17 protein-coding genes and 1 pseudogene are annotated in these 24,124 nt (G+C 34.8%); 3 read left to right on the top strand and 15 right to left on the bottom strand.

The window, feature by feature from the left end; translation table 11 throughout:
• Window positions 1–34: 34 nt before the first annotated feature.
• Complete coding sequence (locus tag MTO68_RS08985) at window positions 35–1,147, bottom strand: tartrate dehydrogenase (protein WP_004721382.1); 1,113 nt, start codon at window positions 1,145–1,147, stop codon at window positions 35–37.
• Between the two features lie 100 nt (window positions 1,148–1,247).
• Between MTO68_RS08985 and MTO68_RS08980 the strand changes: the two genes are divergently transcribed.
• On the top strand, window positions 1,248–2,228 hold the full coding sequence (locus tag MTO68_RS08980; protein ID WP_004721384.1) for a LysR substrate-binding domain-containing protein: 981 nt from the start codon (window positions 1,248–1,250) through the stop codon (window positions 2,226–2,228).
• Window positions 2,229–2,303: 75 nt separating this feature from the next.
• Window positions 2,304–3,137: a DMT family transporter gene (locus tag MTO68_RS08975; RefSeq protein ID WP_244015680.1), complete on the top strand. Its 834-nt coding sequence runs from the start codon at window positions 2,304–2,306 to the stop codon at window positions 3,135–3,137.
• A 112-nt stretch (window positions 3,138–3,249) separates the two neighbouring features.
• On the opposite strand, the gene MTO68_RS08970 is transcribed toward MTO68_RS08975, so the two are convergent.
• From MTO68_RS08970 to MTO68_RS08905, 14 genes and pseudogenes are all read right to left on the bottom strand, one after another.
• Window positions 3,250–4,434: a hypothetical protein gene (locus tag MTO68_RS08970; protein ID WP_244015679.1), complete on the bottom strand. Its 1,185-nt coding sequence runs from the start codon at window positions 4,432–4,434 to the stop codon at window positions 3,250–3,252.
• Window positions 4,435–4,810: 376 nt separating this feature from the next.
• Window positions 4,811–5,173 carry a hypothetical protein gene (locus MTO68_RS08965; protein WP_244015678.1) on the bottom strand — a complete coding sequence of 121 codons (363 nt, stop codon included), beginning with the start codon at window positions 5,171–5,173 and terminating at the stop codon, window positions 4,811–4,813.
• Between the two features lie 31 nt (window positions 5,174–5,204).
• Window positions 5,205–5,546: a hypothetical protein gene (locus MTO68_RS08960; RefSeq protein ID WP_244015677.1), complete on the bottom strand. Its 342-nt coding sequence runs from the start codon at window positions 5,544–5,546 to the stop codon at window positions 5,205–5,207.
• Window positions 5,546–6,025: a hypothetical protein gene (locus MTO68_RS08955; protein WP_244015676.1), complete on the bottom strand. Its 480-nt coding sequence runs from the start codon at window positions 6,023–6,025 to the stop codon at window positions 5,546–5,548. The genes MTO68_RS08960 and MTO68_RS08955 overlap by 1 nt, the downstream gene beginning before the upstream one ends.
• 109 nt (window positions 6,026–6,134) lie before the next feature.
• On the bottom strand, window positions 6,135–6,569 hold the full coding sequence (locus tag MTO68_RS08950) for a hypothetical protein (RefSeq protein WP_244015675.1): 435 nt from the start codon (window positions 6,567–6,569) through the stop codon (window positions 6,135–6,137).
• Window positions 6,570–6,608: 39 nt separating this feature from the next.
• A complete protein-coding gene (locus MTO68_RS08945; RefSeq protein ID WP_244015674.1) occupies window positions 6,609–6,863 on the bottom strand; it encodes a hypothetical protein in 255 nt (84 codons plus the stop codon).
• Between the two features lie 293 nt (window positions 6,864–7,156).
• Window positions 7,157–7,624, bottom strand: coding sequence for a hypothetical protein (locus MTO68_RS08940; RefSeq protein WP_244015673.1), 468 nt, complete (start codon window positions 7,622–7,624; stop codon window positions 7,157–7,159).
• A gap of 658 nt (window positions 7,625–8,282) precedes the next feature.
• The gene (locus tag MTO68_RS08935) at window positions 8,283–9,452 is read right to left on the bottom strand and encodes a tetratricopeptide repeat protein (RefSeq protein WP_244015672.1); all 1,170 of its coding nucleotides are present in this window, start codon (window positions 9,450–9,452) and stop codon (window positions 8,283–8,285) included.
• Between the two features lie 178 nt (window positions 9,453–9,630).
• Window positions 9,631–10,782 carry a tetratricopeptide repeat protein gene (locus tag MTO68_RS08930; RefSeq protein WP_244015671.1) on the bottom strand — a complete coding sequence of 384 codons (1,152 nt, stop codon included), beginning with the start codon at window positions 10,780–10,782 and terminating at the stop codon, window positions 9,631–9,633.
• A gap of 141 nt (window positions 10,783–10,923) precedes the next feature.
• Window positions 10,924–12,060, bottom strand: a complete 1,137-nt coding sequence (locus MTO68_RS08925; protein ID WP_244015670.1) for a tetratricopeptide repeat protein — start codon at window positions 12,058–12,060, stop codon at window positions 10,924–10,926.
• A gap of 176 nt (window positions 12,061–12,236) precedes the next feature.
• A complete protein-coding gene (locus MTO68_RS08920) occupies window positions 12,237–12,692 on the bottom strand; it encodes a hypothetical protein (RefSeq protein WP_244015669.1) in 456 nt (151 codons plus the stop codon).
• A gap of 229 nt (window positions 12,693–12,921) precedes the next feature.
• Window positions 12,922–13,668 (bottom strand): tetratricopeptide repeat protein, encoded by a 747-nt coding sequence (locus MTO68_RS08915; RefSeq protein ID WP_244015668.1) that lies wholly within the window; start codon window positions 13,666–13,668, stop codon window positions 12,922–12,924.
• 294 nt (window positions 13,669–13,962) lie between these two features.
• A pseudogene (locus tag MTO68_RS08910) lies at window positions 13,963–18,744 on the bottom strand (RHS repeat-associated core domain-containing protein).
• A gap of 69 nt (window positions 18,745–18,813) precedes the next feature.
• On the bottom strand, window positions 18,814–22,398 hold the full coding sequence (locus tag MTO68_RS08905) for a type VI secretion system Vgr family protein (protein WP_244015667.1): 3,585 nt from the start codon (window positions 22,396–22,398) through the stop codon (window positions 18,814–18,816).
• A gap of 702 nt (window positions 22,399–23,100) precedes the next feature.
• On the opposite strand from MTO68_RS08905, the gene sbnA reads away from it, so the two are divergent.
• The gene (gene sbnA, locus MTO68_RS08900; RefSeq protein ID WP_004820582.1) at window positions 23,101–24,105 is read left to right on the top strand and encodes a 2,3-diaminopropionate biosynthesis protein SbnA; all 1,005 of its coding nucleotides are present in this window, start codon (window positions 23,101–23,103) and stop codon (window positions 24,103–24,105) included.
• The last annotated feature ends 19 nt before the right edge of the window (window positions 24,106–24,124 follow it).

The raw sequence follows: 24,124 nt of genomic DNA, 5'->3' as shown, positions 1-24,124 counted from the left end.
TCTTGGATCCTGATTGTTTATTCCCTAAGGGCGATTACTCCATCGCGAATAAGTCCATTTTTTGATGTGTTACAAATGCTGCTATCGCATCTCCAACATCGTCCGTCTTGGCTGTTCCACCCACATCTGGTGTTTTCGGGCCATGTAGCAATACATGTTCAATTGCCTGCATAATCTCTTGACCTGCTTGAACTACCTGTTCATCACCATCTGCCAAGAAATCCAACATCATTGCACCAGACCAAATTGCAGCAATTGGATTGGCAATTTTTTGACCATAAATATCGGGTGCAGAACCATGTACAGGTTCAAACAACGATGGGAAATTACGTTCTGGATTTAAGTTTGCAGAAGCAGCTAAACCAATCGTTCCTGTACATGCAGGCCCCAAATCCGACAAAATATCACCAAATAAGTTTGAAGCAACCACGACATCAAAACGTTCAGGCTGTAACACAAAACGCGCGGCCAAAATATCGACATGTTGTTTGTCTGCCTTGATTTGCGGATATTGTTTTGCCATCTCATCAACACGTTCATCCCAGTACGGCATACTGACTGCAATACCATTTGATTTGGTTGCAGCGGTAACTTTTTTAGCATCGCGTTGATTGGCAAACTCAAAAGCATATTTCAAAATGCGGTCTACACCATGACGAGTAAACACAGCTTCTTGTAAAACAAACTCACGCTCAGTACCTTCAAAAGCCTTACCACCAATCGCAGAGTATTCACCTTCGCTATTTTCACGTACCACGTAGAAATCAATATCCCCCGGTTTTTTACCTGCAAGTGGGCATTTCACCCCTGGCATTAAACGTACTGGACGTAAATTCACATATTGGTCAAAACGACGACGGAACTGTAGCAATGACCCCCAAAGAGAAATATGATCTGGCACTTTTTCAGGCCAACCCACTGCACCAAAGAAAATCGCATCGTATTGCTGTAAAATTTCAAACCAGTTGTCGGGCATCATTTTTCCGTGTTCAAGATAGTAATCACAACTTGCCCACTCAAACGCATCGAACTGTAGCGCTATGCCATATTTGTCTGCAGCTGCCTTTACAACCTTGATCCCTTCTGGTAGAACTTCTAACCCGATTCCATCGCCTGCAATCGTCGCAACTTTATACTTTTTTGCCATAACGCTCCCTTACACCTTTGGTTAATATCCTTAGCTGTAAACATGCTATTTTCAGCAAAAATGATCAATAATAAAACTATCACCCCAATGGACACGGATCGTGAATAATCTACCTAACCTATCGGATTTAAAGGTTTTTTGCACAGTCGCAAAACGTAAAAGTTTTGTTGATTCTGCTGAGGAACTGGGTGTTTCGCCTGCGTTTATTAGTAAGCGCATCAACATTTTAGAAAACAATTTAAACTGTAAATTGTTTCATCGCAGTACCCGTCATGTCAGTTTGACTGAAGATGGCAAACTGATTTTGGAGCGAGTCGCTCATATTTTGGATGAATTTGATGAAATCAGTGAGTTGGTCAATAACCCATTAAGTACCCCCACAGGGCATCTGGATATTGTCAGCAGCTTTGGTTTTGGGCGGAAACACGTTGCACCGATCCTGTCTAAACTGCTGACCATGTATCCAAAATTAGAAATTCAGTTTGATACGATTGATAATACGAAAGATTTAATTCAACACAGTATTGATCTGGATATTCGGATTGGTAATGAAATTGCACCCAATATGATTGCCAAAAAGATGGTTTCTAATTTCCGAATTTTTTGTGCTGCACCAAGTTATTTACTGAAAAATGGAATGCCTGAAAGTTTAGACGATTTGCGTAGTCATGATTGCTTAACCATCAGTGAACGAGATCAATCCTCGGTATTATGGAAATTACGCCACGCTTCAGAAGATATGTCGGTACATGTCACCCCACGTTTTATTTCCAATAATGGTGAAATTATTCACCAATTGGCAGTCGAAGGTCATGGCATTATCTTACGTTCAATTTGGGATGTTGCAGATGAGTTGATTAGCGGTCAGTTACAGCATATTTTGCCTGAATACTGGCAAGATGCCGATGTATGGGCAGTCTACCCGTCACGTTTAAAAAGCTCATCTAAATTACAGACCTGTATCCTGTTTATCCAAAATGAATTACAGAATCGATTGCAGCATGTTCAGAACCTATCACGTGGACAACTGATTCAACCGGTAGAATCGGTAACACAACACGCTGAAAAGGTTTTTTTATAATCGAGATCAGCTGCCTGCTTTCTTTTTTTAACAACATCATGCACATTAATTCAATCATGAACATGCAGGCAGCATATGAGCACGGCAATATTTGGCCTTATTTTAATCGCAGCGGCATTTCACGCCACATGGAATGCTATTGTCAAAGCAGGCTCAAATAAATTTTTAACCACTGTACTGGTGACTGCATCAGCAGCAGTTTTAGCAGCGCTACTACTGCCCTTTTTCCCGATACCACATCGCGCTAGTTGGCCTTATATTTTAGCCTCAACGGGAATACAGATTCTCTATTTTGGTATGGTTGCCAAAATCTATCGTGTCGCTGACATGGGACTAAGCTATCCACTGATGCGTGGTACTGCACCGCTTATTGTGGCAGTTTTAGGGACATTCTTGCTGCATGAAACATTAGAATTCAATGCTTGGCTTGGGATCATTACCATTTCCATCGGCATTTTATCTATGATCTTCGCGACCTCTCAAACAGGACGAAAAGGGATTGGCTTAGCCTTGCTCAATGCAGTTTTAATTGCTGGCTATACCTTGGTGGATGGTCATGGGATTCGTCTCTCAGGATCACCCATTTCTTATATCTTATGGAGCTTTGTGCTCTCGGGTCTGATCTTTTTTATGTTTGCCTTGAAAATGCAATATCACCAGATGGGTAATTATTTTCGTCATAATTGGCATTTCGGTTTAATTGGTGGGATTGGCTCATTTTTCTCTTATGGACTCGCATTGTGGGCGATGACACTTGCACCAGTTGCCATTGTTGCCGCACTGCGTGAAACCTCGATTTTATTTGCTACGCTAATTTCGATTTTTATTCTTAAAGAACAAGTTAATGCGATACGTATTATCTCGTCATGTATTATTTTAATCGGGGCATTGGTCCTAAGAGCTGCCTAACCCTAACAGCCGTTTATTCCTAAGTACCAACTATTCCTAAGAATGGCTGGCGTAGGCAGAATCGAAAGAACCAGCCTATTTTAAATAGACTGGTTGATCCTCAATGTTAATTTTAGAAGTAATAACCAAGTGATAAGTAAAATAATTTATTCCATTGATTACTGTCGCCTTGTGCAAGACCATTGGCACTACCGCCTGTCATTGGATCATTACGACTCCAAATATATTCGCCCTGAATCCCTACTGCTTTGTAATTAAAATACACCCCCGCAATTAAACGATCTGAATCTTGATAGCCCTTTTGATCTTTAAAGAAACGGCTATAGGACAGATAGGGTTTAATATTTTCTAACTGATAAAAGGGTTGAGCCAAGGTGTAATTAATTTCATTGGCCATAAATTTGCCTTTATTGGCCACTTGGTAGGGGTAATCAAATGCCCCGATGGTTGAGCTATTTGGCAGAAGATTATCGGCATTTTTAATGTTCTGTTCACCTGCAAGGAAAAGCCATTGCCATGCTTGATAATTGGTTGTACTAAATACACTCCATGTACTTCGATGACCATCTTGCTGCGTGCGATTATTTTCCAGATCTGAGTACCAGAATGAACCACCAATCTCAGTTGAAAACTTTTGCGCTGGGTCCAACTCAAATTTTTTAGATAAGCGCGTCACCCACATATTTTTTTCATCGATATCTGTGCCTTGGTTTAAATCATCGGCTTGAACAAAGTTACCACTATAGCGACTTGCATCTTTGGATGTCCCTGTATAATTACCGCCATCTGTTGGGTAAAAGCCTAAAATAAAATTGTATTGATCATTTTTAAACTGATACTTCGCACCTAGATTTTGAATATCTTCTAAGCCAACCGTATTTAGCAAGGTTTCATAATAGCTGTTGCCCCACAGTCGACCAAATCCAAAATCAACTGATTGAAAGCCCACGGTAAAGCGTTGCTGGTCTGAAATTTTATATCCAGCCCAAGCATCTTTTAGAAATAATCCATCACATAAACGGCTGTATTGATAACAGCGTAGATCTAATGAGGCAATCCAATTTGGGTTTTCGTAACTCAATACTGTTTTAATATCAGCAAGCTGCCAATCCTTGTTTTTAGAACCTTCATTTGCCTCAACGATATAATCTTTGTACATATATCGGGTACGAATTGCGCCAGAAAGTTTAAGTTCACCTGATTCTGTTTTAGGGTCACCTATACTTAAATCTGCTGCAAAACTAGGCATGCTGACCAAAAACCCCATTGAACCTATAAATAGAAATAACTTCTTCATTGTTGTACATCCTTGTTTAACCTCATATAAAAATGAAGAATTTATGTACAACAAACAATGGGCAAACTATAAAGTCGGAATTTACAGACTGTGTTTAATGCGGATTGATTCAATCACGATAAGGGGGTAAAAAGCTGTGATTTTTAGGTTTTATTGAAAAACCAAACTTATGGCAACGATTCAAATCAAAGCGTCTTAAAATCAATAAAATCGTTTGAATTTTGATTACATGCAGCTAACTTTGATGTACTGTTATAAACAGAAATCTGCCAGAAATTAATGTCATCATAGCTTAATGGAATACCTGCCGGAGTCTTTGCGAATTTTCCTAATGGATATAAAATAATTAGAGAAAAATCTTCTCTAAAAAACCTAACTATAAGTATTTTTTAATTCTATTTGGCACTTTGCTTAAAAGACCTAATTTTTTCATCTCTGCATAATATAGAGCGTAGTTTTTCCTAGCAAGCAGTTCATTTTTTTGTGCGACATATATATCGGCAATATTTAAGTAAGCTATTGCTCTACTTGGATCTAGCTTTATAACATGGTTTAAAATGCTTAAAGATTCATTGTAGTAACCTAATTTATATAAATAAAATGCAGAATCATTAAGCTCTAGAACATCATTTTTGCTATATACAGGCAATTGGCAATTTATGCTTTTGATTATTTCATCTATTTCTAATTTCTCAGATTTTTTCAATTTCTTTAAATTTTGGCTTGTTGAATAATTCATATAAACAACTGTGCCTCTTCCGCCTCCTACATCAGCCTCCTACATCAGCCTCCCAAATAGGTAGATCCTTTTGCTTATCCCACTTTCCAGCACACATATCGCTTAACATTGTTGGAATAGCATCGACAATCACTTTATTTTTATTATTGATAATTAAACAGTAGCGTTGATCTTGATCTGAAATCGGTAACGTCAAAAAGTTATAATTTTTAGTGATGTATGAATATTCAGGAAAGACATCTTTCGATGAAAGACTAAAATTTGCATCACTTAAATTTAGCGGACTACAATTTTTATAGCTTAAAAAATCAGGAGTTGCATGTACTGAAAAAATTGTACTATTTAGCAATATAAAAAGCATTTTCTTTAGCATTATCGTTGTCCTAATGTCGGTGTTAAATATTTACAATTATTCGTACCATCATCTTTAAACCTATAATACACAACCCAATAGTCTAGATATTTTTTTGTTATACTAAACCCATTCTTGCCATCTTTCGAAGAATAATTTTGTTTTGTAGAATATAAGATTGCCATTTCATTTTTTTCATCATAACAGTATATATCCTGATTCTCATAGGTTGATTTAACTTTTTTCCAACCCATATCTTTAATTCTTTTTGTTACAGCGCTATTATAAAAGTCAATACTCATGTCTTTTTTACTAACAAAAACATTATAATTTTCGACCTTATCCTTGACTATAACTTCAACAAAATTATATTTAACATCATAAAATAATTTTTCACTTACCAAAGAGAAATTTAAACTATCTTTATTTTCATACATATTTGTATTTGAGCTACACCCCACCATTAAAAAAAATAAAATACATATATATTTCAACACCATAAAACACTTCAACTTTCAGCCCTATTAATTAATCAGTACTTCAAACAAGAAAACTACTATCTTAATTTTCAATCACTCCAAATAATTTTAAATAAAAACTCCGTACAAATTACTCACACCCATCTACACCAGAATCACTATATGCATAATAAATCAACCAATTATCAAAATTACTAATTTTAATACTACTACCATCCTTATCCAAATATGCTTTCCTTTTTGGATATAAAATTCCTAATTTATTATAAATATCATAACAATATACATTAAATCCCTGATACTCATACTTCTTGACCCATCCTTCTTTTAATATTTTTTCTTCGATACCAAAAAAATTAGACTGACTCATAACAGATTTAGATATTACAATATTAGAAATTTCCGCACTAGGCTTCACTATTCCTGCCTCATATTTATATTGATATCCTTTAAAGACAATTTTTAAAAAATCTTGAATATCAACTCTTTTTTCATTTGGATTATTATTTACACAAGACACCAAGAAAAAGGATAATCCTAGTATAGAAAAGAATATTTTATACATTTTATTTCCTTAATTTTTGATTTTTTAACAACCTCAAAGCTATGTTTCACACTCATCAAACCCATGAAAGCTATAGATATAGGAAATCATCCATTTATCTAGATTTTCTTTTTTAATTGTTAAAGTATCCCCTTTTAAGTTTCTATAAATTTCTTTCGTAGGATAAACCACACTCATCATATTATTAGCACCAGAACAAAATAAATTTTGATCTTGAAACTCGGGACTAACTTGTTTCCAACCTTGATTTTTTATATTATCAACAACAGTATCATTAAAATAATTTTTCGTCATATCTGACTTTTTCACATACACTAAATTTATTTCTGATTTTTCTTTTTTAGAATATTCACATATTCATAATTCACATTCTTAAAAACCTTCGATGTAAAATTAACAGGATCTACATATTCTAGTCTTTCTGTCTTTTGGGTACAAGAAATTAAACTTAATATAAATAAAAAAATGACTAATCTCATTATTGTTTTCTTTGTTTTTTCTAACAAAAACATTCACCCACCTTATTAAAATTCACTCTAAACAACTAGAGAATTTTCGTTAAAAAATTATTAATTTTTAAACATATTTCACCTCAGGTTATTTTTAAAATAATTCTCACAATTTGTATTTCCATACATATTATACCTATATAAAATAATCCATTTATCTAAATTTTCCTTACTAACATCCATGCTATCACCGCTTTTGTTTACATAATGATCTTTAGTTGGATATATGATGCTTAATTCATTTTTTTCATCATAACAATAAATATTTTGATCATCAAATAGTGGGTGAATTTTTATCCAACCTTTTACTAATAGCTCTTTTTCAATATTAACTTCAAAGTTAGATTTTGACATTTTATTCTTTGGAATATAAGCATTACTAACATCAAGTTCTTTTTTGTAAAAGCTTACTTCAGTTTTATAGCTATATTTTGAAAATAACTCTTCCAATAGCTCTTCAAAATTTACTCTATCTAGCCTATCATTTTTTACAGTGCAACTACTAAGTAATATCGTAATACAAGTAAAAATTAAGCTTCTAAACATTTCAATCTACCCAACCATTTTTAGCTAATTCATCTTCTTCTAATGAAGTAAAATTACTTCTAGCACTATCAAAACGTTTTCCACAGGTTAAAAATATTGTCACTATCTATAATTTATATGTTTATCTTTCAACATTCTCTCGCCCTATCTCACAAATCCCAGCAATAAAACTTATTAACAGTCCAATAAATAAAGAACAACCGACCAACCAAGTTAAACTTTCCATTATTTCTTTCCCTTTGGGTTCAATAATAATTAAAAATAATGCCGTTATTAGACTAATAGTAACAGTCCTTATGAAAAAAGTTAGATATGGCTTATCCTCAATTCTTAAAAAGCTTGTGATAATCATCATTAAAATAATTATAACTGACCGCTAAAAAAAACCCTATCAGCCCCAATAAACATCCCTTTATAAAACAAAATAAATAGGGATGATTCTCTGCTTTCAGGTTAGATATAAATTGACCCAACACAACTTCAATAATTATAGTAAACATATAAAAACACTTTCTTATTTATTGTACTGTGGTTCATTTAACTTTAGACTCGATTTCTCTTGATAGACTTCGTTACAATGGCTTTTATGAGCTAGCAATCTCAAAAAATCTCTTAAATTATCCTATTTAAGAGATCTTAAAAATCAATTTAAAAAGATCTATAGTTCTTTTAACATATCCTTAGCAGGCTCATAACCTCCATTTGCAGCTATTTCCAAGAACTCTTTAGCTTTAATTTTATTTTTTGGTACACCCAAACCATTTAAATACATATATCCTATGTTTGAGGCAGAAACAACTTTAATATCTTTATCTGTAGAGTTAAATAACATTAAAAAAATATCCAAAGCTTGTCTATAGTTTTTATCACAATTTCCTCCTGTTAAGTATTCTGCACCTAAATTTATACCAGCAGGCATATACCCATTTTCAAAAGAATTTTTATATAATTTACAAATTTCAGGAGTTCTTAAATTTTGATAATGAAAAACTTTTGCTTTGACAAAATCACCAACGATCACATCATGTTCAATTAGTTTGTTCGCCAATAAATCAGCTTTTTTTAGATCACGATAATCTTCCAAGTTTGGCATTTCACCTAAATATAAAGAGGCTAAATCAACAAGTGCAAACCAATATTTTTTTTCAACTGCTATATTATTATTTTCAATAAAACCATCAACATCTCCTTTTTGTAAATCCAGTAATGCTATTTCCGAATAAGAGGCTGGAATAAATTCTTTTGATTGATTTAATAAAAATAATGCTTTTTCTGTATTTTTTTCAACACCACTCCCTCTAATATACCTTGCACCTAAATTATGCATTCCCAAAGGGCTACCCAAATCTGCCGCTATTTTTATGTATTTAATTGACTCTTGAATATCACCTTTTTTTGAAAAATAATCTCCTAACCATGCATTCGCCTCAGGATTATTATTATCTGCACAAAATTTTATAAGTTTAAATCCTTCACTTTCATTCTTAGTAAAATATTTACCATAATATTTCAAATTCCCTAAGATATATGCATCAGCAGGTCTATTATAGTTTTCTTCTAAGCATTTCTTTTCATTCTCAGTAAAATTATTAAAGTCTATATCGCAATTTGGATAAAGCTTTTTGTTTACCTCATCATTAATGCTAATAGGTACTTTACCACATCCTATTACTCCATTTGCATTGGTTATTTCACAAGGAACTTTTATAACATCAAAACGATTGGATTCAGTATTAGAATTTATACATCCATTTAAACCTCCCAATATTAAAAACAATGGGATTAACAATAAAACTTTCATAAACCCTCTATATAAATCATTCTTCATCTACAGAAATCAAAATCGTATTAGTCAAATTCTAATTTTAAATTTCCTATTAAATAAATATAATTTCTATTGTTCAAAATTAAAAACCTCAAACAATAGAAAAACAATAGAAAAACAATAGAAAAACAATAGAAAAACAATAGAAAAACAATAGAAAAACAATAGAAAAACAATAAAATTATTTTATTTTTTGCAACATATCTATAGCAGGCTGAAATCCATAGTTTTTAGCATATTCTAGATATTCTTTTGATTTATTTAAATCACGATTAACTCCCAATCCATTTAGATACATATAACCTAAATTTGAGGCTGCTACAACTTTTATGTCTTTATCTGACTCGCTATATAGTGAATTAAAAGTAGTTAATGCTAATTTATAATTTTTAGAACAATTATTACCTAACAAATATTCAGAACCAACGCTTAAACCAGCAGATAAATAACCTTTATCAAAAGATAATTTATACAAATCACAAATCTCAGGATTAGCAACTCCATCTGATTTATATTGTAATACTCTAGCCTTCAATGCATACCCTACAGCAACATTATGTTCTATTAATTTATTCGATAAATCAATAACTTTATCCAAATCACGATAACCTTCAAGATTTGGCATTTCTCCCAAGTATAAAACAGCTAAATCAGCATAAGAAAACCAATACTTTTTATCAATTGCAATGTTATTATATTTAATAAACCCCTCTATATTACCTTTTTGCAGTTCAATCAAAGCTATCTCTGAAAAAGAAGCAGGAATATATTCTTTAGATTGATTTAATAATAATAATGCTTGATCTAAATTTTTATCTACACCAATTCCTCTACTATATCTTGCACCTAAACTATGTATTGCCAGAGGATTTCCTAGATTAGCTGCTTCTTTTATTAATATTGTTGCAGAATTAATATTACCTTCTGCTTCAAATTTTTTAGCTAACCAGAATTTAGCTTGAGGATTCTGATGCTCTGCAGCATATTCGATATATTTTAATCCTTCTGCCTCATTTTTATCATAAAACTCTCCATAATATTTTAAATTTCCTAAGATATAGGCATCAGCAGGTCTTTTATCATTCTGTTCTAAGCACTTTTTACTACTATCATTAAAATTTTCAAAGTCTATTTGACAGTTTGGAAACAGTTTTTTGTTTACATCATCTCTGATACTAATCGGTATTTTTCCACAACCAATCGTTCCGTTGGCATTAGATATTTGACATGGAACTTGTATGAACTCCACATGATTAGATTCAGTATTATAATTTATACATCCATTTAGAATCCCTAATATTACAATTAGCGTAATTAATAAAAAAACTTTCATAAACGCCCTATATAACACATTCTTGCTCTGCAAAAATTAAAATCTTATTATTCAAATTCTATATTAAACTTATTTGTTAATTAGACAAATTAAGTTTCTATTGTTTGAATTAAAAAATTCAAACAATAGAAGGATAAAAAATTATTGTATTTGGCTCAACATATCAATAGCAGGTTGATATCCTAAATTTGAGGCATATTGTAAATACTCTTTCGACTTATTTAAATCGACTGGAACACCCAGCCCATTTAAATACATATAACCAAGATTTGTTGCTGACATAATTTTAGTCTCACCAATTGTATTTAAAAATATATTTCTAAATATTTTTAAAGCACTTTCATAATTTTTAGAACAATTATTACCCAACAAATACTCACTCGATAAATTTATACCTGCTAACATAAATCCACCATCATATGCCTGTTTGTAAAGTTCACATATTTTTGAATTAGGTATTTTATTGGATTCAATTTCCAGAATTTGAGCATCAATAAAATAACCAACTGAAATTTTTTTATTAATTAATTCTTGCGCATATTTTTTGGACTTTTGTAAGTCCCTATATCCTTCATAACCGGGAACACCTCCCAAATATAAAACAGCCAATTCAACATTCGCAAACCAATATTTCTCATCTAAAGCTTTATTATTATATTCAATAAACTTGTTAACATCACCATCATTTAAATATATTGTTGCCATTTCTGAATATGCCGCAGGCACATATTCCTTAGATTCATTTAACCATTTTAATGCAGTTTCCTTATCAGCATTAACACCAATTCCCTTACTATACCGAAACCCTAAACTGTACATAGCTAATGGATTTTCTAATTGAGCTGCTTCTTTAATTAATTTAAAACTTTTATCCGTCTCTCCTAAAGAATCATAAAACTTAGCTAACCAGACCATAGCCTCAGGATATTTTTGATCTGAAGAAAATTTAATTAGATCTAGACCATTTTTTATATCCTGATTTACATGATTACCATAAAACTCTATATTTCCTAACTTAAATGCCTCTAACGGTTTCTCTTTATACTTTCGTAGGCAATTTATATAATTATCATCAACACTTTTATTTTCAAACGGACATTCATCTTTAAATTTTTTACTTATCTCTTTATTAATACTTAAAGGAACTATTCCACACCCAATTGAACCATATTCATTCTGAACCTCACAAGACGTAGTTAGACTTTTTTGCTCTGTATTAGAATTAGCACAGGCACTTATACCTATTGAAATGACTAATATTGTTAATTTTCTAAACATATAAAATCTCACTAAATTTATCTAGGTGTACTATAAATTGCAATTTAAGAAAAAATAATAGATCTTATCCATATGCCTCTCTAATCTTAAAATAACTATCACAGCCTAATAATTTCAGATTAAATTCTACTGAATTAAAAAAGCAACCACTTTAAAATACACACCTTCATGTTAAATTATTTTTTAAAATTACTACAACTTGTCATTCCATACATATTATAATTAAAAGTCACAATCCATTTGTCCAAACTATCCTTATCAACATCAATACTATTCCCATTATCATCACCATAGTATTCTTTTGTTGGATATAAAACTTCCAATGCATTTTTTTTATCAAAACAATATATAAATTGATCATCGAAATCTGATGGTATTTCAACCCACCCCTTCTTCAACAAAACACTTTCAATATTTTTTTTAAAATAATTTTTTGTCATTTTAGATTTACTAATATAAATATTTATTAAATCCAATTCCTCTTTATGAAAAATTACTTTAGTTGTATAACCAAAAGATAAAAACAATTCTTTCGATAACTCTTCAAAATTTATTCTATCACTTTTATTATTTTTAACTGTACAACCACTAATGTATACTAAAGAAAAAATTATTAATAAATATTTTAACATTTCAATCACCTAAACCAAGTCTATTTTTTACTTTATTAACAATTTCTTCTAATGGAATAGAATTATTTCTAGTAATGTCAACTCCCTTTCCATTAGTTAATGATATTTCAACGCTTATAGTATTTTGCAACTAAACTGTACCCACCTACAATTTCCATAGTATAAATGAGGACAATATTATCCTCATTTAATTAATTCTAAAAAACACTATCATAAAACAACATTTACATTAAAATAAAATCTTATTTTCACTAGTATTATTTAGTTTATTTAAATTTTTAGTTGCTAATTCAAAACCATTCTCAGATGCTATTCGATACCAATATTTAGCTTTTTCTATATTTCTTTCTGTACCTTCACCATGTTCATACATCCATCCTAAATTATTTTGAGCTAATGGATCATTTTTTAAAGCAGATCTTTTAAAATATTCAAATGCTTTTTGTAAATCTTTTTCAACTAAAGTACCATCATAATAAATAACTCCTAATTCTGTAATAGAGGGTGTAAAACCATTACTTTCAGCAAACAATAAATTTTCCATCATTTTTTCTGTTTCTTTTTCATTTTTATAGATAGTGCCTAACAGATGCGCAGCTAAATTATCCCCAAGTTCCTTCGCCGAAATAAACCATTTTTTAGCACTTATTAAATCCCCTTGTAAATAATACAAATAACCTAGTGAATAGTGGGCTGGTGAAAAACAATAATTAGCGGATTTATTTAAATAAAACTCAGCAAGCTCATAATTTTTCAATCTATCTTTTCCAATCAAATATGAGTATCCATAATAATAATCCACATAATAACCATCTTTCATCTTTTGAATATCTTCATCAATTTTATTTTGATTTCCCTGCAAAGAATATAAACTCATTATAATTATTTTCTTTTCATTCAAATCATCAACTTTAATACATTTAGCATATAGAATATTAGACCACATTAAAAAAAACAAAATAACATATAATCTCATAAATCAACTCAGCATTAAAAAAAATGAAAAAACAAAAATCAATAAAAAACAAATCTGTATGAAATATAAAAATTTTAGCCTTTTTGCATAAAAATCACGATTATCAAAATTTTTAAAAACTATTTTATAAAGATACTTAGTATGTTGAAAACTTTTCAAGTTGAAATCCAAATAATCTTTTGCAATATTTTTACTAATAAAATATTTAAACAAATAAAATCGAACTATACAAAATAAAATAACATACAGAAGCAGTGATGATAAAAATAAAAATAAAATAAACCCATCTGACATTTATCTTAATCCCCCAAAATTTAAGGGAGCCCGTGGAAGCATTTGTTGATTTCTTTTTAATTGCTCATGATCGATTACTGTTTTTGGGGCTAAAGGATCATATGATCTTTTTTCTCCGCTAACTCCACTTAAAGATGCCCCTAACCCAACACCCAAGGCAATATTTCCATAAAAACCACCATTCATTGAATAACCTCCACAAACACTCACTGCCAATCCTGCGCCTGCACTTGCACATCCTTCATAATATTTCCCATCTTTTAAATTGCCAGCATTTAATACTTCTCTAGTTGTTGTTGCTTCCAATGCTATCCCATATGTATTCCCACCTTTCACACTATACTTTCCATTTCCATCATATGATGCTGAAGCACTAACTCCAACTAAAGCAGCAGCAGTAACATTTGCATTCATACCAGTTAAAACTCGATCTGTCATTTGAACTGCAGCCGGTTTATTTTTTAATCTACTCGGTACTTGTGAACCAGGTATCCTATCTACAAAAGCATCTTTCATCGCACTTCCGAGTGATTCATTTAACCCCATCGGATCCACCCATTGATTTGGATCACTTACATAAGCTGAATTATTTAATCCTCCAAATAATCCTATCGGATCTTTACTCACATACCTTGCACTATACGGTTCGTAATAACGATAACGGTTATAGTGTAAACCTGTTTCCTTATCGTAATATTGCCCCTGAAAACGAATATTACTTTGTTGCAATGGATTGTCTTGGTTTGTTGTATTTATTTCTAAAGCTGTGCCCCATGTGTCCTGTTTGATTTCCCAAACACACTCGCCTAACTCATTACTTAAAGTTTGTGGAGTACCGACTTGATCGCAGTGATAAAAGGCAACACGTTCTAATTCAGCTTTGTTTTTTCTGGTTTCTGTTTTCCATACAGGATCTTTATAAATCGAATAAGGTACGTTTTGGAATTGGCGATAGTCAGGTGTTTCTATCAGCTGAATAAAGCCAGCATAACCTGTCTGTAATAGTGGTACAAAACTATTCGGTTCATAGACATAGTGCTTAGTATAATCAGTTTGAGCTTTTGATGATTTCACTGATTCCCACACCATCACATCACCATCCCAACCAAATAATGTCAGACTATTTTCATTCGCATTATTCTTAAATAATCGTCTGCCAAAAACATCATAACCATAGTCTGTAATTTGACCATTGTTGTCACTTTGAATCAAACGATTTAAGTTATCCCACGTGAGTTTTAAAGTCTGACCTGCTTGAGTGGTTTCAATCACATTGCCCTGTGCATCATATTTATAATGTTTGCCTTGATACTGGCTAATCAAGTTATTTTTCACTTGCGCAGCTTGTGTAGCAATTGGATCAATTAAGTTCCCCGCAGGATCAAAACTAAAGCTTTCCGATTTATATGGGTTTTGGCTTTTGATTAAACGTCCGATTGGATCATATTGGTAATTTAACTTTCCTAGGCGACTATCATCGACTTGAGTCAGCAAATAGTTGTTATCATAGTGATAATGGCGTTCTGCTTGAAATTGTACCCTGTCCTTTGTTTCTTGCTCTGGGCGAATGACTTGTGAACTGAGTAAGCCCACATCATTATAATTCTTAGTTTGCACTAAACCATTGGCAAGCAGTCGAGTGGTTTCACGATGTAAATCATCGCGTTGAAATGCCACCATATCTTGTTGGTTAAAAGCAATACCATAAATATGCCCCGATCCATAACTTAGATTGGCTTGTACTTGTCCATCTGGTCGAATGGTTTGAGTCAAATTCCCCAATTCATCGTACTCATAACGTAATACTGCTGTGAGTGGGGTTAGATTTGCTACTTTATAGTGTTGATGCTCACGTACCAATTGTCCGAGTTGATTGCGATAAAAATCAATTTGGCTTTCTGTATTGGTCGCTTTACTGAGTTGATTATTTAAGTTGTATTCAAATTCTTCAACTTGACGATGTCGAGTTTGCAAATGGGTATAGGTTTTTGACGCAATCGAGCCATCCGTATGATAGCCGAATTGAGTCAGAATATTTGGTTGGCGGATTTGAAATAAAAATCCATTGTCATGATATGTAAAATGCTTTTCTTCACCATCAAAGGCTTGTTCACACACCAATTGCCCAAAACGATTATAGTCAAATAGATATTCGGCATGGTTTTGATTGCTTAGTTTTTGAATTCGACCTTGCTTATCCCACTGGTAGCCGATTTGGTGTCTATTGGCATCGACCCGTTGCGCTAATAGCCCGACTTGATTGTATTTATATTGGGTGATTAAGCCTTTACTATCAGTATGCTTAAGTAAACGCCCTTCTTCATCATGTTCAAATTGTTCTTTTAATCCATCAGGATAAATGATTGCTTGTAACTGCCCTCGGTCTTTACCTTGAGTACTGTAGAGATACTGAACCTGTTGTGCATCCGCAGCAGCTTGTGCGGTCAGTGTACCCTCTTTATCATATTCCCAAGCACTACTTTTCCCTGAACAGTCGGTATACGACACCATCTGTCCAAGATCATTATATTGAATTTTCTTTGAGCCGCCTTTGGCATCAATCACTTCAACCAATTGATTATCATTATTATATTTATACTGGGTGATATGTCCTAAAGGATTAATGTCTTTGCTGACATTGCCATCAGCATCATATTGTTTTTTCCAGATATTGCCTTCTGGGTCTTTGGTTTCAGTCAGATTACCATTTTCATCATAGGCAAACAGGATAATACCACCATTTGGCTGTACAATTTTCACCAATTGATCTTGATCGTTATAGACTTGCTCTGTTTCTAAGCCTGCAAAATCAATTTGACGCGTAATCCGTTTTTGACTATCTCGATATATCCACTTTTCACGACCGTCGGCTAAACGAGTACGCTAGGTAAAACCGTCTAAATCAAAATAATAATAGGTCGGAACATTATAAGCGTCATAGACGGCCACTTGACGCAAACGTGGATGCCATTCTAAACGGGTTTTAAAACTACCATCATCTGCCCATTCCTCAATCGCCTTGGCTTTGGGTGCGGTAGAGTCATATCGAATATTTTGCCCACGTCCAGTACGGTCTGTATAACGGGTCAATTGATGGGCATGGTTATATTCATAACTGCGTGTATGTCCATTTTGATCAATGGCTTTGATCAGATTGCCTTGTTGATCATATTCATAACGTGCCAATGCTTCCGCTTGTTCATCGACAAATGCGGCAATGACTTTGGCTTGTTCATTAAAAGCAAATTTAACTAAATGTTTAGCGCGCTTCAATTGGAAATCAATCGCCTGTAAATAGGCAAATTGTTCAAACAATAAATAGGTCAATACTACTTTTTCATCAGTCTGATCATTAAATTGTTGAACGAGGTGATAATGTTTTCCAGCATTAAAACTATGAAAATGGAAATTCCAGTCTGAACCAAAATTCAGCAATAAATCCCCATCGTCATGTGGTGCGACACTAAAGCCTTCAAAGGGTACCTGATATGTTTCATAGACGATCGAAGCAGGCAGCTGATGTTTACGTCCATTGCTGTCAATAAATAAATACCCATTTTGGTTTTGTATGATCACATTGGAAAATGGCATCATCCAACGTGCGCCGATCATACTGTGGTCAAACTCATTCATTTGAGAGTTATATTGACGACTAAAGGCAAAACCAACTTTAGGCAAGTAAAAGTCTGAATGATTAACCCGCTCAGCACCAATCGCATAACTGATACTATGTTTGGTTGCTGAGTCACTCGGCATTGAATCAGCTAGTTTGGTAGCACAAATCGGATCATTTAAAGCATCAGGTTGTAAGGTGACAAACTCTAAAATATCACCATTGATATGCTGCTCATGTTCGCCTGTTTGGTTTAACGGCACACTGGCTGTGGCTTTTTTACCTTGAGTTTGGATGGCTTTTAGGGTTTCTTGAATCAACCAAGCAAGGCTATATTGAGTTCCTGCATTGCTTTGTTGTTGAATCACTGTAGCAAGTTGTGGTGTCGCCTTAAGCACTTCTTCTGTTAATCGTGTTGCGATATTCGGGGTCATCTTTGCGGTCATATCAGCTTGTGCAGGTGTACCCAACAAATCAATCAATGGCTGTGCCCAGTTGCTAAACTGTTTGCTGGGATCACGTTTTTCAGCTGTGGCTCCCGCTGAAGCAACGCTGGGTAATCCAGCTACAGCACTGCTACTAAAAGCTTGCAGAATTGAAGTCCCTAATGTCGTAGCACTCGACAATAAACCTGATAATTTACTTTGTGTTTCTTGTAGGAATTTTTCTAAATCGCCGGCCATCTGCGCATTTAAGTGTAGCTGCATACGTCGTAAATCAGCTTCTTTGATTTTGCCATTGGCTGGGTATAAACATTCGGCCATTAAACCCAGCATTGGACGTAAAGCCATACGCACATGTGCTTCTGTATTCGGTTGTAAAAATAAACCGATTAAGTTCATGCTTAACAATGCCGATTGTTGTACGCCTGCCTCAGCTTGCTTGGGTTCAGTGGCAAATAGAATTAAATCCAATACACTGCCGGATAATGCAAAGATATTGGCGACTGTCGCTACATTGGCGCTTGCTTTGATCTGTTCTAGGCTGGTATTTCCACAAGCCTGTAAATAGTTTTGGATTTGATGGGCGATAAACTTATGGTCTTCTGTATGCGTCAGGCTGGCCAAATTAAATACTGCCAACTCTACCGCTGGCTTGGTCTCTTTAGCGGTTGATTGTTGCTGTGTATTTGACCCTGCGGTCTGATTTTTACTGTCTATAAATGCCATAAGCTTAACCTTAATACGTTCTAATTTTTAATTTAATTTCAATCAATTAAAATTCAAAAAAATGTTCAATTATTTATTTCGCGCGTTATATACATCTGGTTGTTCAGCAGCCGTTTTTCGCACAGTCACTTGTTTGGTGACATAACGCGACTCTTCCAGATCCATCCGTACCACATCCTTATCCATATCATAAATCGACTGCGGTTTTTTCACTTCGACTGGTGCTGTTGCTTGTGGAGTCTGTTGAGTCAAAATTGGCGCAGGCTGACTGACTTGTTGAGGAATGTTTTGCGGGATCGTGGGTACAGATGCATCGCCTTTTCGAGTGGTAATGCTATAGGTTAAGAAGCGAGAGAAATATTCATCTTTTTTAATAAAATCATCCACCACTTTCACTGGGACATCTAACCCATTTTGAGCAGCGCCAAATGACTCTGCAACAAAACCTTGCCCCAGTGACGACCCAAATCCTGTTCCAGCAGTTATATTAGAAACTAAACCACTGGTCTGTTGAGCAAACAATGCTGAGGCTTGGTCTTTAAAGAAATCGATGCCTTGATCTTTAATGTTTTGTAGGGATTGACTTGGATTAGCAATCATCTGGCCCACGTTCATCATCTGTGACGGAGATAAATTTAAATTCAATGCTGAAGAGACTGAACCTAATGCACTTTGAGTAAATTGTTCTTTAAATTGTCCCAAGCTTTGTGTGCCTAAGTCTTTTAAAGCGTTTTTGCCCATATCTTTCAATGAGTCAGCATTCAAAGAGAATAAATTGTTTTTGAGTTGGGACATCATATTTTGCCCCACTGAATTTAAAGCATTTTGTGCAAAACTTGTGGCACCACCGACCACTTCTTCTGACCAAGTATAATCACGGTTAAAATGACTTGCTTTATCCCATGCACTCCGTGGATCAGTTTCAAATTCAACTTTGGCAGGACCAGGTGCAATACCTGTCACTTGGGCAAAGCCATTGCCATCCAGCTTGCCAGACACTTGCTTGCCAAATGAGTCAATCACTTTAAAACCCGTTTGTTTAAAGAAGTCTTGCCCACCATAGCTTTTTAATAAATCGAGTGCGCCTTTGAGTGGATTCGATGGCGGCAGTTGTGCTGATTTACTCACACTGGCACCCGGCTTAAATGTGTGCTGCCCAGCATTGACCTCAAATTTCCCACCTGTTTTGGGGAAAATCCCTGAGCCATTTAGGGCAATCTGTGATGAACCACCAGTAATCAACACTTCTTTTGGACTACTGATTTCTATCCGATCTTCTGTAGATGAGATGGTAATCCCCAGTTTGGCAAATACATCTAAAGCATCGGACTGTGCTTGAATTTCAACTTTACTTTGCGCGGCAATGGCTTTAATACCACCTTGTGCAGCAAATAGGCTCACTTTGCCTAAAGCTTGTCCCAAAAGATTCTTTTGGGTGCTAAGGTTAATACTATCGCCCGCAGTATGGTTAATGATGCCTGTGGCTGAAAGATGGATATCTTCAGGGGTACTTAAGGCAATCCCATCAACAGAACTGAGTAACATGATGGCTTTTTTATACTTGGCAACATCTTTTTCAATTTCTTCTGCAAAAGCTTTGAGTTGCTCAATCGATTCTATTTCATCCGTCTTTTGATTCTTGGCAATATCGCTTAAAGCTTTACTGTTGGTCTGACTGCCTTCAAGTTGCTTTTTGGCAAACTCTGAATCAAGGTGATCACCTTTGGCTTGGTCTTGTTTATAGGTCGAAAGTAGTAAACCTTGCCCTGCCCGAACGGCTCCCCATTGGTCAGTCCTCAGCTCAAAGCCTTCACCACGATCATCACTTTCTGCTTTGTCTTTAGGATGACTCAGTTTGCCCAAGTTGAGTTGGCTGGCGGCATGACTACTCTGTAGCTGACTGCTGATTTGGCCAGTAGTATCGTCAAACCTTAGCTGATTGTAGCCACTGCCTTGATACTCTCGACTTTTGATTCCTGCCAGTTTCTTGGTGTCAGGCAGTTTACCTTTGTCATCAAATTTGCTTGGATGACGTTGTGCTTCATGGATGCGCCCAACCACAAATGGACGGTCAATGTTGCCATCAAAGAAATCAATAACAACAATCTCACCGATTCTCGGTAAGAATCGCGCCCCATAGCCTTCACCTGCCCACGGGGTCAGGACATCGACCCAAGCTGAATCTGTGTCATTGTCATTGGAACCCGCACCGCCATCATGGGTATTGTCTTCATTACGGCTAAACAGGAAACGAACTTTGATACGCCCCCATTCATCGACATGAATTTCTTCTCCACTTGGCCCCACTACTTTGGCCCGTTGTGCTGATGCCATCGGTCGGTGTTGTAATGGGTTATAGGCTGGAACCGTGCTGATATTACGACGTTGAATGATTAAATTACTGGCTTGACGTTCATCACTCGTGTTGCTGGTGATTTGACTTGTTTGCCAATTGCTTTGTTGGACTAAAGCGGTGACTTGATCGGTGAGATCTTTAGGTAAGTTATTTTGGTTATAAAAGCTTTTAGCCGTGATTAAAAACTCTTTGTCTGCACCTGAGTGTTGGTCAATCTCAGGGTGTTCATTCAGTTCAAACCAATAGCCAACATGTGCATCGCGCACTGTTGACGTTGCTGTAAATTGTTTGGCTTGTGAATCGTAGTAGTTGCTGAGGTTTTGGTTAAATTTTTCAATCTGACTGTTGCCCGATGGCGTTGCGCCATCTTCACCATTAAGGTCTTGTATCCATGCAGGGCTAAAGTGCCATGCTTGTTCTAAAGCTAGACTGGCATTGTCATAATTTTCACTATGGCTGTGTTTACTTTGGACACTGCCAGCGCCTTCATCAATATCCAATACATCAGCTTGCCAACGCTGGATATGTACCGAAGTCGGTTGAATGGAACGCTGACCAATAAAATTGGTAATTGAATCAGTTTTTTCTACGGCGCTGCTTCTATGGAAACGAATATTGCGGCGTTCTAAGGCACTAAATTGCGAATTATCATCAATTAAACGAAGCTTTTGTGCTTGGATTTGTTCTGTTGAACTCGACACTTTAAGTTGTGCTTCATCGATCAGCCAGTTAATCCCTTCACTTCTCATCAAACGGGTCAGGAAGTCAAAGTCGCTTTCAGATGCCTGCATAATGAATGGGCGCACATCATAGTCTTTGCTTAAACCACTCTTGTCCAATGTCAGACTTGAAGCAAACAGTGGACTGCGTTGTGCCCATTCTTGGAATACGGTTTGGATCACATCCACAACCGACTTATTCATAAATACTCGAGAGTTTCTACGGTGTTTCCAAAGTGCTGTTGGGTCTTCTACAGTCAGGCGATAGATGGTAAGAGAACCATCAGATGCGCCAATATCGGCTTGGGTCACAATCCCTGAAATACGGGTTAACTCAGATTTATCTGTGACGATATCAATCGCAGCTTGCGTTCCAATAAAGCTTTTTAAAGGGATGCTTGCTGACGTTGCAAGACAAATGAGTTGGAGCCGAACACCCTCATTGATTTGATGTGTTCCATCGATACGTTGTAAGAACACTTGTTGGCTCAACGCCGAATTAGAAAATTGTACGTGAATCGCACGTTTTTGTGCTGATAAGCCAAGCTGCTCCAAAGCAGCGTAAATATTGTTAGACATGCGTTATTATTTAATTCTAAATTGTGATCAATTGTACTAAAAAATTTAGGGCTTTGTCTATACAGACTAGTCTATCTTGTGGTTAATATTTAAGCAAAACTGCATCTATTTTTATTATAACTCATATAAAAGATAAAAATTTCTCATTGTTTTATCAAATATTTATTTAAAAATACGCTCCTGCTTAAAACACGATTATCACACTGAGCTGATGTTTGACTACCTTTATTTCGATTTGGTCGATTGGCATAATGTGTTTTAAACAGTATGAGTAAACTAAACAGCTTTGAACTGAGCTTATGCCACTACAATCTGCAAAAGTCCTAGAAATAGATCTGCCCTTTTTTAAGAATGCATCATAAATATGAATCACGATTTTCTATTATGATTTTTGGTCTCTATGGTTTTATAGCGGCAATTCTCTTTAATAAAAATAAATGTGATAGCGATCCGCTTTATAAATTTTTTCTAATGATTGATTAACAATTTTAATCAAATGGTCATCTAATTTCACTATAATTTAAGCCAATAATTAAATATAAACCATATTTATCAAAAATTTATAAAACAATATCATTACTTACTCCCCCAGTTTACTCTTCAATAAAATTACAAAACACAACAAATTTCACGTAAATTTTAATAATAACAAAACCAATAATGATTATCATTTGCAACAGATAAAACCAGAGAATTCTAACGATGATCCATAACAATATTCTCGATTGCATAGGTAAAACTCCTTTAATCAGACTCTCAAGGATGTTTACCGATCAATCCATCACCGTTGTCGCAAAAATGGAGTTACTCAATCCAGGTGGAAGTATCAAAGATCGACCTGCATTGTATATGTTACAAGAGGGGCTTAAATCTGGCCTCATTCATAAAGATAGCCACATTGTTGAAAGTTCATCGGGAAATCTAGCAATTGCACTTGCTATGGCATGCAAAATTTACGGCCTAAAATTCACTGCCGTGATTGACCCCAAAATTGCTTCAGCCAACTTACAAATGTTGAAGCTCTATAAAGCCAATATCGAAATGGTCTCTGAAAAAGATCAAAACGGCGGTTATTTAAAAACAAGAATCGATACAGTACAACGACTTTGCCGCCAATTGCCCAATGCTGTTTGGATCAACCAATATGCAAATCCCAACAATTGGAAAAGCCACTATTATGGTGAAGCGGAAGAGATCATAAATCAAATCGATCGCAGTATTGATTACTTGGTTGTTGGTGCAAGTACTTCTGGAACAATCATGGGCGTATCTCGTCGCTTAAAAGAAAAATTCCCACATTTAAAAGTTATTGCAGTCGATATCGTCGGTTCTGTTCTCTTTGGTGGTCACTCAGGCCCACGTGAAATTCCGGGTATCGGTGCAAGTACCGTTCCGGCCCTACTCTCCCCAGATGAAATAGATGATGTCATCTATGTTGATGATTATGAGTCAGCTTTAGGTTGCCGAGAACTCCTCGAACATGAAGGCATTTTTGCGGGTGGATCTAGCGGCTCATCTATTTCAGCAATAAAAAAACTTATCCCAACCATCCCGTCTGGGTCATGCGTTTTAACCCTTTTAGCAGATAGAGGCGATCGTTATTTAGATTTAGTTTATGACGAAGAATGGTTCGAAATGATCAAGAGAAGACATTTCAATAAAAATCATCTCAATCAAGAAAATTTTACTTTGCAATCCGTTGTTTAACTCCACTTTTTAGGAAATA

Origin of the sequence: Acinetobacter sp. NyZ410, assembly GCF_022828975.1 — a bacterium.
Lineage (GTDB): Bacteria > Pseudomonadota > Gammaproteobacteria > Pseudomonadales > Moraxellaceae > Acinetobacter > Acinetobacter guillouiae.
This window is presented reverse-complemented; position numbering and strand designations above follow the sequence as displayed.

Coding starts and splice junctions, on each gene's coding strand:
- MTO68_RS08985 (WP_004721382.1), bottom strand. CDS start 1,147: ATGGCAAAAAAGTATAAAGTTGCGACGATTGCAGGCGATGGAATCGGG.
- MTO68_RS08975 (WP_244015680.1), top strand. CDS start 2,304: ATGAGCACGGCAATATTTGGCCTTATTTTAATCGCAGCGGCATTTCAC.
- MTO68_RS08970 (WP_244015679.1), bottom strand. CDS start 4,434: ATGAAGAAGTTATTTCTATTTATAGGTTCAATGGGGTTTTTGGTCAGC.
- MTO68_RS08965 (WP_244015678.1), bottom strand. CDS start 5,173: ATGAATTATTCAACAAGCCAAAATTTAAAGAAATTGAAAAAATCTGAG.
- MTO68_RS08960 (WP_244015677.1), bottom strand. CDS start 5,546: ATGCTAAAGAAAATGCTTTTTATATTGCTAAATAGTACAATTTTTTCA.
- MTO68_RS08955 (WP_244015676.1), bottom strand. CDS start 6,025: ATGGTGTTGAAATATATATGTATTTTATTTTTTTTAATGGTGGGGTGT.
- MTO68_RS08950 (WP_244015675.1), bottom strand. CDS start 6,569: ATGTATAAAATATTCTTTTCTATACTAGGATTATCCTTTTTCTTGGTG.
- MTO68_RS08945 (WP_244015674.1), bottom strand. CDS start 6,863: ATGACGAAAAATTATTTTAATGATACTGTTGTTGATAATATAAAAAAT.
- MTO68_RS08940 (WP_244015673.1), bottom strand. CDS start 7,624: ATGTTTAGAAGCTTAATTTTTACTTGTATTACGATATTACTTAGTAGT.
- MTO68_RS08935 (WP_244015672.1), bottom strand. CDS start 9,452: ATGAAGAATGATTTATATAGAGGGTTTATGAAAGTTTTATTGTTAATC.
- MTO68_RS08930 (WP_244015671.1), bottom strand. CDS start 10,782: ATGAAAGTTTTTTTATTAATTACGCTAATTGTAATATTAGGGATTCTA.
- MTO68_RS08925 (WP_244015670.1), bottom strand. CDS start 12,060: ATGTTTAGAAAATTAACAATATTAGTCATTTCAATAGGTATAAGTGCC.
- MTO68_RS08920 (WP_244015669.1), bottom strand. CDS start 12,692: ATGTTAAAATATTTATTAATAATTTTTTCTTTAGTATACATTAGTGGT.
- MTO68_RS08915 (WP_244015668.1), bottom strand. CDS start 13,668: ATGAGATTATATGTTATTTTGTTTTTTTTAATGTGGTCTAATATTCTA.
- MTO68_RS08905 (WP_244015667.1), bottom strand. CDS start 22,398: ATGTCTAACAATATTTACGCTGCTTTGGAGCAGCTTGGCTTATCAGCA.
- sbnA (WP_004820582.1), top strand. CDS start 23,101: ATGATCCATAACAATATTCTCGATTGCATAGGTAAAACTCCTTTAATC.